Source organism: Streptomyces sp. NPDC093984, assembly GCF_044764595.1.
Classification (GTDB): Bacteria; Actinomycetota; Actinomycetes; order Streptomycetales; family Streptomycetaceae; genus Streptomyces; species Streptomyces cynarae.
Window position 1 is genome coordinate 231,997 of record NZ_JBIWIM010000006.1, and the last position, 15,364, is coordinate 247,360.

A 15,364-nucleotide genomic window follows, 5' to 3' on the forward strand; every position below is an offset into this window, starting at 1 on the left:
CTGGGTACCCGCGCCATGGGTCACCGGCAGGCTCTGCTCGACGCGGCGGCACACCGGGACCCGTACCGCCGGACGAACAGGAAGGTTGGGCATGACCGCACTCGGATTCCTCTACCCGGGCCACTTCGCCGAGGACGACTATCCGCGCATCGAGCAGTTGCTGGCCGGCGACATCCGGGTGGATCTCGTGCACACCGATGTCGGCGAGGACGCGCACCGCGCCGATCTGCTCCGGGAGATGGGCTCGCCGCAGCGGCTCGCCTCGAGCGCTCAGGAGCTGCGGCTCGCGGGCGCCGAGGCGGTGGTGTGGGCGTGCACCAGCGCCAGCTTCCTGCACGGCTGGGAGGGCGCCCACGAGCAGGTGCGCGCCCTCGCGCGCACCGCCGGGATGCCGGCGTCGTCCACCGCGTTCGGCTTCGTGCACGCCGTGCGGGAGATCGGGGCGCGGCGGCTGGCCGTCGCGGCGACGTACCCGGACGACGTGGCGCAGGAGTTCGCCTCCTTCCTGCGCGCGGCAGGCGCGGAGGTGGTCGCGGTCCACGGCGCGGACGCCGGAGCGGCGGCACAGGTGGCCACATGGGGCGCCGATGAGGTCCTGGCGCTGGCCCGCGCGGGCGACCACGCCGACGCGGACGCGGTCCTGATCCCGGACACCGCCCTCCACACGGCCGCGCACCTGACGGCCCTGGAGAAGGACCTGGCCAAACCGGTCCTCACGGCGAACCAGGTCACGGTGTGGGAGGCACTGCGCCTCGTAGACCGCCGGGTGAACGCGCCGAGCCTGGGGACGCTGTTCACCAGGGAGCCGGTGGTGCAGGTGTAGGGGGTTGTCGGGAGCGGGGGATCCGCGGGGCCGGGGTCTGCGTGGGCCGGGGTCTCGGGCGCGGGGGCTCCGAGCCCGGGTCTCGGGCGCGGGGGCTCGGGAGTGGGGGCCTCCGGCCCGGGGTCTCGGAGTCTGATTCTCTGGGGTGGGGCCTCCGGGACCGGGCTCTTGGGGGCCTGTAGCTCGGGGGTGAGGGCCTCCGGGACCGGGGTCTTGGGGGCCTGGAGCTCCCGGGTGGGGGCTTCAGGGTGGGGATCTCCGGCACCGAGATCCCCGGGGCGTGGCGGGAATAACCGGAGACCGTCTCCTGTTAGCCGTGCGAGAGACGCGACGCTCAAGCAGGAGGCACAGCAGTGGACGAGATCCGAGGCACGGCACAGGGCACCGCCCCCGTCCCCCTGTCCGTACTGGACCTGGTCACCGTCGGCGCGGGCACCACCGCCACCGACGCCCTGCGCACCAGCGTCGCCCTCTCCCGGCTCGCGGAGGCCCGCGGCTTCCACCGGTACTGGGTCGCCGAGCACCACTCCATGCCGGGCGTGGCATCCTCCTCGCCCGCGGTGATCCTCGCCCACCTCGCCGCCCACACCGACCGCATCCGGCTCGGCTCGGGCGGCGTCATGCTGCCCAACCACGCCCCGCTGGTCATCGCCGAGCAGTTCGGCACGCTGGAGGCCATGGCTCCCGGCCGCATCGACCTGGGCCTCGGCCGCGCCCCCGGCACGGACGGCGCCACGGCCGCCGCGCTGCGCCGCACCGACCGGCTGAACGAGGGCGCCGACGACTTCCCCGAGCAGCTCGCCGAGCTGACCCGGTTCCTCGACGACGACTTCCCGGACGGCCACCCCTACGCCCGTATCCACGCGGTCCCGGGCCCCGTCCAGGCCACCTCGCCGGGCGGCGTCCAGTCCCCGCACCGGCCGCCGGTCTGGCTGCTCGGCTCTTCCGGGTTCAGCGCCCGCCTGGCCGGCATGCTCGGCCTGCCGTTCGCCTTCGCCCACCACTTCTCGGCGCAGAACACCATCCCGGCGCTCGACCTGTACCGCGACTCCTTCCGCCCGTCCGAGGTCCTCGACGCGCCGTACGCCCTCATCGGCGTCTCCGCGCTCGCCACCGACGACGAGAAGGAGGCCCGCCGCCAGGTCCGGGCCGCCGCCCTGAACATGCTGCGGCTGCGCATGGGCCGCCCCGGCCTCGTCCCCACACCGGAGGAGGCGGAGGCGCACGAGTTCAGCCCCATGGAGGAGGAGTTCATCGGGTCCTGGAACTCCAACGTCGTCCACGGCACTCCGGACGAGGTCCGCTCCGGCCTGGACGACCTCCAGAAGCGCACCGGCGCCGACGAGTTGATGCTCACGTCCAACGCCCACAGCGGCGACGTACGCCTGCGGTCGTACGAACTGATCGCGAACGCGTACGGGTTGCCCGCGGCGGCTTGAGGTTCCCGGTGCCGGGGGCGCCGTCCCTGGGGGCTGCGCCCCCAGACCTCCCTTCGGCCTGAACGGCCTCGTCCTCAAATGCCGGACGGGCTCACTTGCGGCACCCTTCTCCTTCGACCAGTTCCGAGATCCGGTCCGGCGGCACCGGGCGTGAGTACAGCCACCCCTGCCCGGTGTCGCAGCCGATGCGGCGCAGGCGGGTGGCCTGGGCCGAGGTCTCCACGCACTCCGCGGTGACCGTCAGGCCCAGCCGGTGGGCGAGCTGGATCATGGCCTCCACGATGACCTCGTCGGCCGGGTTCGGATGCGCGTCCGTGCCCTCGTACTGGAAACCCCGGACGAACGACCCGTCCAGCTTCAGCACGGACACCGGCAGCCGGCTGAGGTAGGCGAGGTTGGAGTACCCGGTGCCGAAGTCGTCGATCGCGATGCGCACCCCCATCTCGCTGAGCGCCTGGAGCGCCTGGAGCGGACGGCCGGCCGATCCCATGACCGCGGACTCGGTCAGCTCCAACTGGAGCAGATGCGGGGCGAGTCCGGTCTCCGTCAGGGTCTCCGCCACGTCCGCCACCAGGTCCGAGTCCCAGACCTGACGCACCGCCACGTTCACGCTGACGAAGAGCGGCGGCTCGTCGGGGCGTTCCAGCTGCCAGCGGCGCGCCTGGCGGCAGGCCGTCTTCAGCGCCCAGCGCCCGAGCTGGACGATCGAGCCGTCCTCCTCCGCCAGTCCGATGAACCGATTCGGCGTCAAGGTGCCGAACTGGGGGTGATGCCAGCGCACCAGCGCCTCCACCCCGCGCACCCGTCCGTCCTCCATGCCGACCAACGGCTGGTACTCCAGGGCGAATTCACCCCGTTCGATGGCCGGCCGCAGCCCCGAGGACAGCGCCTGGCGGGTCATCCGGTGGGCGTTGCGCTCCGGATCGAACAGCGTCCAGCGGGCCTTGCCGTCGGCCTTCGCCCAGTACAGCGTCGTATCGGCCGCCTGCATCAGACCGGTCGCACTCGTGCCGGCCGCGTGCCGCTCCACGACGCCGATGGACGCCGACACCGACAGTCGCTGTCCGGAGAGGTCGAACGGCTCCTGGATCGCCTTGAGCACCGACTCGGCCAGTTCGGCCAGTTGCTCGGTGCCCGTGGAGTCCTCCACCAGGAGCGCGAACTCGTCACCGCCCAGTCGCGCCACCAGGGGGGTGGTGGGCCGCCCGTGTCCCGCCTCGTCCGCGCAGTGGGTCAGGCGCTCCGCGACGGCCGCGAGCAGCCGGTCGCCGACGCGGTGGCCGAGGGTGTCGTTGACCGCCTTGAAGCCGTCGAGGTCCAGGTAGCACAGCCCGATCCGGCCGGTGCCGCTCTCCTCGTACGAGTCCGCCTCCAGCGCGGCCGACAGGCGTTCGAAGAACAGCGTCCGGTTGGGCAGCCGGGTCACCGGGTCATGCATCTGCAAGTGCCGCAGCCGGGCCTGGAGTTCACGGCGGGCGCTGATGTCGGCGACGGAGAGGAGGACCGCCTGCTCGGCCTCGGGCAGCGGCGTCACGGTCACCTGGACCCACAGCGAGTGCCCGTCGGGGTGTTTGACGCGGCGTGTGCAGCGGAGCTTGGCCTGGCGTCCGCGCAGTACCTCGCGGTAGGCGTGCCAGGTGCGGGCGTCCGAGGACAGGTCCAGCAGGTCGGCGGCGACCTTGCCGACCAGTGCTTCCGCGCCGGTCCCGAGCAGTGAACCCATCGTCTCGTTGGCGGTGACGACCAGGCCCTCCCGGTCGACGACCGCCATGGCGAGCGGCGCGGCGGTGAACGCGGCGCCGAACGAGACCGGTTGGGGCCCGGCGGACGGCGTGAAGAGTGGTGCGTCGACGGCAGGGGTGAGGGGCGGTGCGTCGACGGCAGGGGTGAGGGGCGGTGCGTCGACGGACGGCGTGAGGGATGGCGCGTCGACGGACGTGGTGGGGGAGGGGGCGTCGACGGGCGGGGTCAGGAGTCGGTCTTCGGAGGTGAGGGGTGGGTCGTCGGAAAAAGGTGATGGCTGGGACGTACCGGATGACGTGGTGTCGTAACTCTCTGTGATGGCCGGGCCGACGAGGTCTGCCGCGGGCGCCGGCCCATCGGACGTTCCGCTCACCGCTCGCTCCCGCAGTGCACTCGTTCTTCGTACGGATCTCTTGGGTCTCGTCGGGGTCGACGGCCGCAAGGTGGGCGGCCGTACAAGCCGTGTTCGTGCAGGAAAGTGTGCCGATCATAGAGGCTGACCCAAAGGCCTTCCAGCCGATGTCCAGTGTCCCGCGACGAGCACGTGTTCTGACAGATCGTTTCTGCCCGTGCCGGAGCCCGGTCCATCAGGCCGCCCATGGCTGTGACGTTCCGTGAGTATTGGGGGCGTCGGCGCACGTCGGCCGCCCCCTTGGCGCTCGTGCGCCGTCGTGCGCTCCCGCTCCGCACTGCCCCTCCCGCGGCCGTCGCGGTCCCCTCCTGGCTCATCCCCTGGCTGATGGCCTCTCACCCTTCCGGGGCAGACAAACAGGACGTAGTCATACAAGTAAGACCAGGCTGGGAGTGGATTCCGAGAACCGCACCCGGAGGTCGACGTGCCGCGTCCGCTCCCCCTCACGGGGCTCACCCGCGAGACCCTGAAGGGGCTCGCCTGGGGCGCGTCGCCCGTCCTGCGCAGCAGCGCGGCCCTCGCCACGTCGATGACCGCGCTGGTCGCGACCTCGCTCGTGACGGGCCCCGCGCTGGCCGAACCCCTGGCCGCGGCCTGCCAGATCGCCCGCAGCCGGGCGCACCACTCCGAGGGTGTCGACACCTGGAACGCCGCCTACACGCGCCCCACCCGCGCGCTGGACGCGGTCCTGGTCTTCCTGTCCTTCCCGGACGCGACACCGGCGACCACGCCGACCGAGCTGACCGGTGACTACTTCCCGGCCACCAGCCGGTTCTTCGAACGTGCGTCCTATGGCCGGTTCGCGCTGCGCCCCCATCCGGTGGACCACTGGATCCGGATGCCGCACCCGTCCACCTCCTACGCCATACGGCGCGACTGGAGCATCGAGAGCCGGGCCACCTATCTGCGCGACGCGCTCGCCGCGGCGGACAAGGACGTCGACTTCTCCCGGTACGACGTCGTGTACCTCGTGGCCGACCCGGACGCGCCCGGCGTCGACTCGGACGCCACGAAGGTGGTGAACCTGGACACCCCGCTGCGGGCCGACGGCAGGGACATCCGCCGGGTGGTCACGGTCTTCGAGAAGCACCCGCCGGACCAGCTCGTCCTCGCCCATGAGACAGGCCATGTGTTCGACCTGCCCGACCTGTACCACCGTCCGACCGACGGCAAGGGGGACTGGGACACCTACGTCGGCGACTGGGACCTCATGGGCAGCCAGTTCGGACTGGCCCCGGATCTCTTCGCCTGGCACAAGTGGAAGCTGGGGTGGCTGGACGAGAGCCAGGTGGTGTGCGTACGGGCTCCGGGCAGCACACGGCTGACGCTGGAGCCGGTGGCCGCGGGGCCGACCGGGGTGCCGCAGGTACCGGTGAGCGCGGGTGCGGCGGGTGCGCTGGCGCGAGGGGTGGAGGCGTTCGGGTCGGGGCACGGCACCAAGCTGGCGGTGGTGCGGACGGGGCCGGACAGTGTGCTGGCCATCGAGGCCCGCGGGGCGGTGGGCAACGACAGCGCGGCCTGCACCCAGGGGGTCCTCGTCTATCGGGTGCGCGGTGAGACGGAGTCCGGGGGTGGGCCGGTGGAGGTCCTGGACGCCCACCCGCACAGCTCGGCCTGCGCCGGCACGTCGGTGTACCCGCCTCTGGCGGACGCCCCGATCCGGGAGGGCGAGACCTTCACGGTGCCGGGGGAGGGGGTGCGGGTGGAGGTGGAGGGGAGGACGGCTTCTGGGGGGTGGACTGTGCGGGTCATCAAGGGGTGAGGGGTTGCAGGTGGGCTGCGTTGTGCCCGGGGTTCGGGGCGTGGTCGCGTCCCGCCTGCACGCCGGGTGGGTTCAGCGGCGTGCGGTCGGAGGGTGGGCAGCGGCGTGTGGCCGGTGGGGGCGGCGTGGAGGTCGTCGCGGTCGGCGGGACCTGTGTCTCCCGGAGTGCGACAGAAAACCCAGATGTGCTGCACTTCGCCGCACAACGGGGCGAGCCCCGGGGCGGGACGTATGCCGGTCGGGTGCCGTGCACGCCAGGCGGCGACGTCAGCCGACCTGAAGGGGGGTGTGGGTGGCGAAGCCCCCACAATGCGCGGCGAAGCCGCGCAGAAACAACGATGGCGAGGAGGTTCGCGCTTTTCGCGAACACGCCTCGCCATCGCCATCGTGCGCCGCCAGGGACTCGAACCCCGGACCCGCTGATTAAGAGTCAGCTGCTCTAACCAACTGAGCTAGCGGCGCCTGCTGACGTCGTAGACCTTAGCACCCTGGTCGGCGGGAGGAAAAATCGATATGCGTACGGGGTCGGAGGCCGCCGCGCGGGCGGCTCGGACGGCTGCCCAGAGGACGACCTCCGGTCCGGGCAGCCAGGGCCGACGGGTGTCGGGCGCGACCAGCCAGCGCGAGTCGAGCCTGGTGGCGGCGGGGTCGGCCGGGTGAACGGCGGGCACCGTCACCGCGTCGCCGACCCCGTGGCACAACAGTGGCGGGATCTCGGGCGTACGGCCTCCCCACTCCTCCCAGTCGAGCAGCGCCGGCAGCCGCCGGGCCGTGCCGGGCGCCGTGAACAGCAGGGTGCGGCCCCTGTGGACGGCGACGGGTCCGGAGCCGGGACCCTCGTCCCAGAGCCGGTCGAGCATCCGCCGCCCGAAGATCGCGGGTGTGTTGACGACGTCGAACGCGGTGCCGCACGGCAGGACCACCGGGGCGGTGGGGCGATCCGCCCAGAGGGCGAGGGTGCTGCGCGGATTCGTTCCCTCCGAGGCGAGCCAGGCGGCGCCCTCGGAGGTGACACCGCAGACGTCGCGACAGGCTTCGATGGACGGCGTTCGACTGCTCATGGGAGTCAGATCTACCGGGCGTGAGCGGTCGGTCTCCGTGGGTTGCGGAAAACGGGGACAGAAGGGTGTGAGAGGGGGTAAGGTGCGGCCGGGCATATGCCGCATGATCATTCGATGTCGTCGGCGCCGCGGGGCGCCGGGCTGGTCACCCCAGGCTTTCCGGTCCGTTCGAGTCCACCCCGCGGAGCAGGTCCCGCCCGAACTCCACCATCTTCTTCGCGTAGTCCTCGGTCCACTCCGCCTGCTCGGCGATCGCCGCCGGGGTCAGCCGGTCGAAGCGGCGCGGGTCGGCGAGCTGGGCCGCGGCGATCGCCTGGTACTCCACCGCCCGGTCCGTGGCCGCGCGAAACGCCTGCGTCAGCTCCGTGGCCCGCGCCAGCAGCGCCCGCGGGTCGTCGATCGACTCCAGGTCGAAGAAGTGTTCAGGGTCGGAGGCCGCCTCCGCGGGCTCGAAGAGCAAGGGCGCGGGGCGTAGCCGCGGCTCGTTCCGACGCGGCGTGGGCTCCGCCATGTCTTGTCCTCCTCGTACGGTTCGGATGGCGCCCGGTTCGGGTGGGCCACCGTCCATTGTCGCGCGCCGACGCAAGGGCGCCGGGATGTGAGCGGTGCGCCGCCCCCGGGAACCCCTGCTCCTCAAACACCGGAGAGGCTGAATTTCAGCCCGACCGGCGATGGAGGACGAGGCCGCAGGCCGAAGCGGGGGTCAACCCCGGCCGGGGCCCGGTCACGGGCGCCACGCCACCCGGTGCTCGGCCAGATGCGCCAGCACCGCGTGATTCGCCTCCCACCCGTCGGGAAACTTCACCGTCACCCCCAGCTGCACCGGCTCCGTCGACGGATGGTCGTCCAGCAGTTCCGTCACCCCCGCGCGGCACACCACGATGCACGCGTGCCGGTGCCGGGACGCCAGCACGCACAGGCGGCCGGTCTCCAGGTGGAACGCCGTCGCGTCCGGGCGGCCCGACAGCGGATGCAGCACCACCGTCACATCGAACTCCCGGCCCTGCAACCGGTTGGCCGTGTCCACCGTGACGTCCGGCGCCCCGAGGTCCGCCAGCGCGGAGCGCACCGCCGCCGCCTGGTCCCGGTGCGCGGTGCCGACGGCGATCCGGTCCGCGGTCAGCGGCACCGGCTCCTCCGCCCGCTCCGACAGCGCCGCACCGCCCCGGTCGAGGAGACGCCGTACGACCATGGCGACCGCCCGCACCGCCTCCGGGTCCGTCCGCGGCGTGTGCCGGGCGGGCAGCTCCAGCAGCCCCCAGCCGGTCTCGGCCGCCTCGTCGATCACCCGGTCAGGACCCGAGCCGTCCGACGCGACCGCGAAGGTCAGCCGCCGGTCCCCGTGGTCCGTACCGCTGCGGAACGGCGTGTACGGGTAGAACGCGTGCGACACCAGGGGCGCCGCCGACGCCGGCAGCCGCCACGACACCGGCAGCCGGTGCTGCGGCAGCTCCGGATTGTGGGCCAGCAGCGTCGTCACCGCGGACGCCGACGGGTCGTACGACAGCCCCGCCCACTGCTCCGCGCCGACGATCGCGAACGGATCCAGCTGCCCCGGGTCGCCGACGAACAGCGCGCGCTCGAACAGGCCCGCCACCGCCAGCAGCGCGTCCGAGCGCATCTGGTACGCCTCGTCCACGATCGCGTGCCGCCACGGCTCGACGTCCTTGACGTGCGCCCACTTGGCGGCGGTCGAGATCACCACGTCCAGGCCCGCCAGGTCGCCCGCCTTGGCCGACTTGCGAACGTTCGGCAGGTCGTCGAGCGCCTTGTCGTACGGGTCCGGGTCGCTGCTGTGCAACCGTCCGACGGGGAGGCCCGGTTCCTTCTCGGCCAGCCGCAGCACCAGGTCGTCGACCTGCGCATTGGTCTGCGCGATCACCATCAACGGCCGCCCGGCCGAGGCGAGTTCGAGTGCGGCGCGGACGACCAGCGTCGACTTCCCGGCGCCCGGCGGCGAGTCGACGACGACCCCCTTGTGCGCGCCGTGCAGCGTGTCGCGCAGGATCGCCTCGGTGGCCCGGGCGGCCGCGGCTCCCGGGTCGAAGTCCCTGCCCGGCGGGGCGAACACGGTCACAGCACGTCCTCCTCGGTCACCGGATCCGGCTGCGGTACGGCCTCGCCCTCACCCGGCGGCCCGCCGTGCGTCCACGGGGTGTCCTCCGGGTCGGGCAGCTTGGCCCCGCCGCGCTGCTCGTGTTCGAAGAGCGTGAAGCACACGTGGTCCCCCTTCTCGGGGACCGACCCGGCCTCCGGTTCCTTGCCGCGGCCCATCTTGTCGACGATGCGCAGGACCAGCAGGCCGTCCCCCTCGTGGCCCACGAACTCCGCCGCCTGCGGCTTCCCGCCCAGCGACCGGTACACCTTCGTCCGCTCCCCGAGGTGCGGCCGGTCCTCGGTCCGTACGGTCACCAGAGGGCGCGGGCTGGGGCGCTTGCCCTCGCTGTACGCCATCACGACCTCCGTGACCTCGCCCGCGAACGCCTCCCCGGCGAGCCGCCGCCCGGCCATGACGAGCGGGTCGTCGAGTGCCTCCTGGGCGTCCAGGCGGGCCTGTTCGCGCTCGCGCGTGGCGAGTTTGTTCGCCGCGGTGACCGCGTCGTCGTGGCGCGGCTGCGGCGGCTCCCCGGCGGCCACCCGGTCCCGGTGCCCGGTGAACGACCAGCGGTCGCGCGTCCAGCGGTCCTCGACATGCGCGCCCTCCGGCAACGCGCGCAGCAGGTCCAGCCCCTGCCACACCGCGTCCCAGGTCGGCCGCGTACGGCTCTCCACCAGAGCGCGGATCTCCCGTTCGGCGGCGGTGAGTTCACCGAAGCGGTCGTCCGCCTCCACGCCGTCCTCGGCGGCGGCGAGCCGGGTACGTGCGCGGTCGTAGCGCTCGATCGCGGGGGCGAGCAGTTTGTTGTCGAACGCCGGGTCGGTGGCCGGTCCGGCCGGCGGGCACAGCAGTTGGCCGTCCGCGTCCCGGGCCAGCTCGGCGCGGAGCGCGGCGTCCGCGCCCGAGGTGCCCTCGGGCGGGTCGATCCAGGCGAGCAGCGCGCCCAGGTGCTGGTCCTCCAGGTTCGACTGCCCGGTCGCCCAGTGCCGCCCGAGCAGATCGGTGAGCGCGAGCAGCAGGGAGGAGCCCGGGACGCGGGCACGCTCGCCGAAGTGCGTGAGCCAGCGGCCGAGGAGCGGCACGCGCGGGGGCGCCGGGTGCGGGGTCTCCGGGTCCTGCTCGGCGGTGCGGCGGAACCGCATGGAGCGGCCCAGCAGCCGTACGAAGTCGATGCCCGCCCGGCTCGGCACGATCAGCTGCGGGGCGTCGGCGCACAGCTCGACCTCCACCTTGACGCGCTTGCCGGTCTCCGGGTCGGTCTCGGTGCGCTCGGCGGGCTCCACGGTGTCGGCGTGGGCATCGATGTAGGGCAGGACGACGTCGGCGAGTTCGGCGAGGAACGCGAACCTCAGGTCGCGGTCGCGGGGCTGCGGCACCACGAGCAGCCGGGGGTCGTCCCGGTCGGTGCCGACGAGCGCGCCGAGCGGTGCCCCGGCCTCGCCCGCGGTGATGAGCGGGACGAAGACGAGGGGCCGCTCGGACAGGTGACGGTGCCGGACGGTGGCGGCGGGCTGGGCGCGGCCGGTCCGCACGGCCTCCAGGCGGGCGAGGGTGGTGATCAGGGACATACGGCGCCCTCCCGTCCGGCGAGGGCCTCCGCCCGCAGCCGCGCCGCCCGGCGCAGGGCCGCCACCGCCGGGTCGTCCGGGTCCCCGGCCCTGCCGTGGGCGGCGGCCAGGATGTCGTCCACCGTGGTCAGCCCGCCCAGCTCGGCCCGCAGCGACCGGCCCAAGGCCGCCACCGCGCCCTGCTCCCGGGCGCGGTCACGGCAGTGGAAGGCCAGCTCGCAGGCGGCCAGGCACTCCGGCGCGTACGTCGCCGGGACCGACTCCACCGCGGCCTGAAGCTCCTCCTGCGGAAGGTCCGGCGCGAAGCACGTGCCCTCGGGCAGGGCGTCGGCGATCTCCTCGATGCGGGTGAGACGGGCCAGCTGGCGGCGGGTGACCGCGCGCTGCTTGCGGACGTCGACAGGCGACGCGGTGGGCAGGTTCGAGAAGTCCTTCGGGCACACCAGCAGGATCCGGTGGCGCACGACGGGTGCGGGGGTGAGGCGCTCCGCGACCTCTTCCAGCGCCAGCACGTACACCGCGGACTGCCGCGCGGCCGCCCCCACCTTCGCCGGGTCCGCCGAACCGTCGAGCAGCGGGAAGGACTTGATCTCCACGACCGTCCAGCTGCCGTCCGGGTGCACCACCACCGCGTCCGGCTCCAGGAACGCGGGCGATCCCGCCACGTCGAGGGCGAGCATGGGGTGGTCGAGCAGCGCCCAGCCGCGCGCCTCGGTGGCCTCGCGCAACGCCAGCGCCGTACGCGCCGCGCGCCCCTCCGGGCCGACCGCGGCGAGGTCCGGAACGAGGGCCCCCTCAGGGGCGTCGGCGGTCGGGTCCAGCTTCTCGCGCACCAGACGCAGCAGCTCCGCACCGCCGTCCGCCTTGACCCGGGCCTCGAACGCGTTGCCCCGTATGAAGGCGAACTGCGACTGGCCGAACCCCGAGGGAGCGCCCAGCGCGCCCGCCAGCGCCGCCTTGTCCACCCCGGCGCCGTCCAGCAGCGCGCGCCGCCGGCACCCGGGGTTCGCGGCGAGCGCGGCGAGGGCGCGCGCGTCCAGCGCCCTGGGCGGTACGGACGGCCCGCGCAGCTCAGCGAGCCGCTGCCGCAGCGCCGTCCCCCGCGTCCGCGGGAGCGGCACCCGGCTCGGCTCCCGGCCCGGGGCGGGAGAGGGGCTGTCGGGGAATTCGCTCACCCGCCGAAGTCTGGCATCCGGCACTGACAATTGGGGAACCTGCGGCGGACGAGGGCTCCGCGACCGGCGCGAGCCGCGCCCGCAGCCAGGCCCTGACCGCGTCCGCCGCCCGCATCACCGGCCGGCTCAGCAGGAAGCCGACGCCCATGACGGCGACCCCCGCGACCGCGTCGAGGAGGTAGTGGTTCGCGGTGCCCATCACGACGAACGTGGTCCCGAGCGGGTACACGACCGCCACGACCCTGGCCCAGCGCGAGCGGCCGTGCCGCCACAGCAGCACCCCGCACCACAGGGCCCAGCCGACGTGCAGGCTCGGCATCGCCGCGTACTGGTTCGTCATGCCGCCCAGGCCCCGCGGCGCGCTCGCCTCGCCGCCCCACCAGCCGTAGGAGCTGTACTGCGCCATCGTGTCGACGAACCCGTGGCCCGCGGAGAGCAGGCGCGGCGGACAGGTCGGCAGCAGGGAGAAGCCGATCAGACCGATGAACGTGGACGTCATCAGCCAGGTGCGGGCCGCCCGGTAGTGCTCCGCGCGGCGCCTGAAGATCCACACCAGGATCGCGGGGGTGACCAGGTAGTGCAGCGACGCGTACCAGAAGTCGGCGGGCACGCCGAGCCACGCCTCGCGGGTGAAGAGACGGTTCAGCGGATGCTCGGCGTTGATGTGGAGCAGCTTCTCCAGACGAAGTATCGCCAGGCCGTGGTCGACGGCGCCGGCGACGTCGCCCCGCGCGAGCAGCCGGCCCGCGGAGTAGGAGGCGTACACGACCAGGATCAGGGGCAGTTCGGTCCACCAGCGCAGCCGGGTCAGCGGGCCCACCCCGATGCCTGGTGTCTCGGCCTGCGGCATCCGATTCGCCCTCCCCCTTCTGCTCCTGGTCGCGGCTCCCGGCGTTCCGGTCGTGCCACCTTACGGTGCGGGCGCCCGCCTTCGTGGGGCGCCCCGGCCCTCAAAGACGCAGAGATCGCCCCCCGGGTTGCCCCGGGAAGGGGTGGGCGATGATGGAGTGACGTCCTTGCTCACTTCTCCCGGAAAGGTCTCCCATGGCACCGCGCATCCTGCTGGCCCGGCACGGACAGACGGAATGGTCGCTGTCCGGCAAGCACACCGGCAGGACCGATGTGCCGCTGCTGGAGGAGGGACGGCGGGGCGCCAAGCTGCTCGGGGACCGGCTGCACCGGGCGCCGTTCGACGGGCTGCCCGGGGTCGAGGTGCGCACCAGTCCGCTGGCACGCGCGCGTGAGACCTGCGAACTCGCCGGGTTCGGTGAGCGGGCGAGCGTCTGGGACACGCTCATGGAGTGGGACTACGGGGCGTACGAGGGGATGACGCCGGCCGAGATCCAGGAGATCCGGCCGGGCTGGTTCATCTGGCGCGACGGCGTGCCCGGCGGGGAGACCCTTGCGGAGGTCTCCGCGCGCGCGGACGAGGTCGTGGCCTGGGCGCGGTCGGAGGACCGGGACGTGCTGGTGTTCGCACACGGGCACATCCTGCGGTCCATCGGGGCGCGATGGCTGGGGCTGCCGCTGGAGTTCGCGGCGCGGATACGGCTGAATCCGACGTCGCTTTCGGTGCTCGGGTGGGCTTACGGGGAGCCGGCGATCGAGTCGTGGAACGACTTGGGGCACTTGGCCGGGTAGCGCCCGGTGCCGTCGCCGGCCGGGGGCCGGGTTCGCAGCTCGGCGGTGCGAGGTGCCTCCCCCAAGCTCTTCGAGCAGGGGGCCCCAGCGCCCACCCGTGCCGCCCCCCCCGGGGGTGCCTCCCAGGCCGTCGAGGCACCGGGGCAGGCACGACTGCCCGCAGCGGCGGACGGCCCTGCTATGCCGTGCGCGGCAGTGACGCATGCCGGTCCAGGAACGCCGACACCCCCGACGCCCGCCGGTGCGGCAGCAGTACCCTCGCCGTGCCCGCCAGCATCGTCAGGACACGGGAGGACTGGACCTGGTCCAGGAGGTCCAGCACGCGGTGACCGGCCTGCGCCGCCTCGTCGGGACGACCCCCGCGGGCCAGGTCGTCGGCCAGTTCGGCCGTGTACAGGGCGGTGTTCCGGGTGAAGTGCGGATCCTGGAGCTGCGCCGCGCGCCGTGCGTGCCGGGCCGCCCGCGCCCAGTCGCCCAGCGTCGACCAGCACTGCGCCTCCAGGCCCTCCAGTTCGGCCTCGCCGTAGAAGGTCATCCACTCGGGGTCCGAGTCCGACGGCCCCCGTTCGAAGAGTGCCTGCGCCCGTGCGAGCGCCTGTTCGCAGCCCGCCCGGTCCGCGAGTCCCGCCCAGCCGCCCGCCTCCCTGAGGGCGAGCAGCGACATCAGCCGGTGCGAGCCGAGCGGGCGCGCGACACGCTGGGCCGCCTGCGCCGCCCGTACGGCCTCCCGCGGCCGGCCCGCGTCGCGCGCGAGGAACGCCGTGTTGCAGAACGCGTGTGCCTCCAGGCCCGGATCCCCGGACATCCGGGCCGTCGCCAGCGCCTCCGCGTAGTGCGAGCGGGCGTCGTCGTAACGCCCGGAGTCGTGCGCCAGCCATCCCACCGAGATGGCCAGTTCACCCGCGCCCGAGTACAGCCGGTCGGCGACCGTCTGCCGGGTCGTGCCCGCGTCGAGCAGCGCGTACGCGGCGCGCAGCGGGGCCGCCGCGCGCCGGTACAGGCCGTCCGCGCCGTGCCGGTCGTCGAGCAGGCGGATCTTGCGTACGGCCTCCTCGAGCGCGCTCGCCTCGGACGAGCCCGCACGGTGGACGGGGCGTTCGGCGGCCGCTGCGGGCCCGCCGAGGGTGAGCCCGAAGGGGCCCAGGGAGGCGGCGGCCACCGTCACGGTGCCGCCGGTCATGAATGCGCGACGCTGCACGTCGCTCTCCTCGTGGTTCTGTGCGTCGTACGCGTGCGTGCCGTACGACTCGTGCGACTCGTAGGTGTCTGATGGGTGATACGTCTCGTATGCCTTCCGGTGCTCATCGGAGGCATACGGACGGCGGTTGGTGTGTGCGGGGGGCGCCTCGTCGGCACTGCGCGCCCCTCGACCGCGCACCGCGGAGCGGGGCGCGAACCCCAGGTCCGCGAGCGTGCGCCCGGGGAACATGTGCAGGAACACCCGTTCGTAGGCGTAGTTGGGGCAACGGATCTCACCCGCCTCGACGCGTCCGATGTACCGCGCGTCACAGCTGACCCGCTCGCCGATCTCGCGTGCGGCACGCCGTACCGCCGCGGCGAACTCGCCCGGCGAGCGTGATCCGCGCAGCTGCCGGAAGGCGACATTCGGCCGTGGTGGCCGGGGGGTCTGGGACGAGGTCAT

General features: G+C 73.5%; 12 protein-coding genes and 1 tRNA gene. 4 read left to right on the plus strand and 9 right to left on the minus strand.

Annotated elements, in window-relative coordinates; genetic code table 11:
- Positions 1-91: 91 nt before the first annotated feature.
- Positions 92-823 (plus strand): decarboxylase, encoded by a 732-nt coding sequence (locus ACIRC0_RS22990; RefSeq protein ID WP_403618435.1) that lies wholly within the window; start codon positions 92-94, stop codon positions 821-823.
- A gap of 353 nt (positions 824-1,176) precedes the next feature.
- Positions 1,177-2,262, plus strand: coding sequence for an LLM class flavin-dependent oxidoreductase (locus ACIRC0_RS22995; RefSeq protein WP_403618438.1), 1,086 nt, complete (start codon positions 1,177-1,179; stop codon positions 2,260-2,262).
- 91 nt (positions 2,263-2,353) lie between these two features.
- Here ACIRC0_RS22995 and ACIRC0_RS23000 read toward each other — a convergent pair whose 3' ends face one another.
- A complete protein-coding gene (locus ACIRC0_RS23000) occupies positions 2,354-4,378 on the minus strand; it encodes an EAL domain-containing protein (RefSeq protein WP_403618441.1) in 2,025 nt (674 codons plus the stop codon).
- A 463-nt stretch (positions 4,379-4,841) separates the two neighbouring features.
- Here ACIRC0_RS23000 and ACIRC0_RS23005 point away from each other — a divergent pair, with 463 nt between their 5' ends.
- Positions 4,842-6,179, plus strand: coding sequence for a M6 family metalloprotease domain-containing protein (locus ACIRC0_RS23005; RefSeq protein WP_403618444.1), 1,338 nt, complete (start codon positions 4,842-4,844; stop codon positions 6,177-6,179).
- Positions 6,180-6,567: 388 nt separating this feature from the next.
- Here the strand turns inward: ACIRC0_RS23005 and ACIRC0_RS23010 are convergent.
- The 7 genes from ACIRC0_RS23010 to ACIRC0_RS23040 all read right to left on the minus strand — a co-directional run bounded on the left by ACIRC0_RS23010 (position 6,568) and on the right by ACIRC0_RS23040 (position 12,931).
- Positions 6,568-6,641 (minus strand) — tRNA-Lys (locus ACIRC0_RS23010).
- Positions 6,632-7,240, minus strand: coding sequence for a bifunctional DNA primase/polymerase (locus tag ACIRC0_RS23015; RefSeq protein ID WP_403618447.1), 609 nt, complete (start codon positions 7,238-7,240; stop codon positions 6,632-6,634). The genes ACIRC0_RS23010 and ACIRC0_RS23015 overlap by 10 nt, the downstream gene beginning before the upstream one ends.
- Before the next feature lie 145 nt (positions 7,241-7,385).
- The gene (locus ACIRC0_RS23020) at positions 7,386-7,751 is read right to left on the minus strand and encodes a hypothetical protein (RefSeq protein ID WP_366024722.1); all 366 of its coding nucleotides are present in this window, start codon (positions 7,749-7,751) and stop codon (positions 7,386-7,388) included.
- A gap of 213 nt (positions 7,752-7,964) precedes the next feature.
- On the minus strand, positions 7,965-9,311 hold the full coding sequence (locus tag ACIRC0_RS23025) for an AAA domain-containing protein (RefSeq protein WP_403619069.1): 1,347 nt from the start codon (positions 9,309-9,311) through the stop codon (positions 7,965-7,967).
- A gap of 2 nt (positions 9,312-9,313) precedes the next feature.
- Positions 9,314-10,906: a hypothetical protein gene (locus tag ACIRC0_RS23030; RefSeq protein ID WP_403618450.1), complete on the minus strand. Its 1,593-nt coding sequence runs from the start codon at positions 10,904-10,906 to the stop codon at positions 9,314-9,316.
- On the minus strand, positions 10,897-12,027 hold the full coding sequence (locus ACIRC0_RS23035; RefSeq protein WP_403619072.1) for a hypothetical protein: 1,131 nt from the start codon (positions 12,025-12,027) through the stop codon (positions 10,897-10,899). The genes ACIRC0_RS23030 and ACIRC0_RS23035 overlap by 10 nt, the downstream gene beginning before the upstream one ends.
- On the minus strand, positions 11,978-12,931 hold the full coding sequence (locus ACIRC0_RS23040) for a phosphatase PAP2 family protein (RefSeq protein WP_403618453.1): 954 nt from the start codon (positions 12,929-12,931) through the stop codon (positions 11,978-11,980). Before ACIRC0_RS23040 ends, ACIRC0_RS23035 begins: the two co-directional genes overlap by 50 nt.
- 194 nt (positions 12,932-13,125) lie before the next feature.
- Here ACIRC0_RS23040 and ACIRC0_RS23045 point away from each other — a divergent pair, with 194 nt between their 5' ends.
- Positions 13,126-13,722: a histidine phosphatase family protein gene (locus tag ACIRC0_RS23045; protein WP_403618456.1), complete on the plus strand. Its 597-nt coding sequence runs from the start codon at positions 13,126-13,128 to the stop codon at positions 13,720-13,722.
- Between the two features lie 178 nt (positions 13,723-13,900).
- On the opposite strand, the gene ACIRC0_RS23050 is transcribed toward ACIRC0_RS23045, so the two are convergent.
- Complete coding sequence (locus tag ACIRC0_RS23050; protein ID WP_403618459.1) at positions 13,901-15,364, minus strand: hypothetical protein; 1,464 nt, start codon at positions 15,362-15,364, stop codon at positions 13,901-13,903.

Excerpts from the sequence above, each read along its gene's own strand:
- ACIRC0_RS23015 (WP_403618447.1), bottom strand. The coding sequence starts at position 7,240 with ATGAGCAGTCGAACGCCGTCCATCGAAGCCTGTCGCGACGTCTGCGGT.
- ACIRC0_RS22990 (WP_403618435.1), top strand. The coding sequence starts at position 92 with ATGACCGCACTCGGATTCCTCTACCCGGGCCACTTCGCCGAGGACGAC.
- ACIRC0_RS23045 (WP_403618456.1), top strand. The coding sequence starts at position 13,126 with ATGGCACCGCGCATCCTGCTGGCCCGGCACGGACAGACGGAATGGTCG.
- ACIRC0_RS23030 (WP_403618450.1), bottom strand. The coding sequence starts at position 10,906 with ATGTCCCTGATCACCACCCTCGCCCGCCTGGAGGCCGTGCGGACCGGC.
- ACIRC0_RS23040 (WP_403618453.1), bottom strand. The coding sequence starts at position 12,931 with ATGCCGCAGGCCGAGACACCAGGCATCGGGGTGGGCCCGCTGACCCGG.
- ACIRC0_RS23050 (WP_403618459.1), bottom strand. The coding sequence starts at position 15,364 with ATGACCTCGTCCCAGACCCCCCGGCCACCACGGCCGAATGTCGCCTTC.
- ACIRC0_RS23020 (WP_366024722.1), bottom strand. The coding sequence starts at position 7,751 with ATGGCGGAGCCCACGCCGCGTCGGAACGAGCCGCGGCTACGCCCCGCG.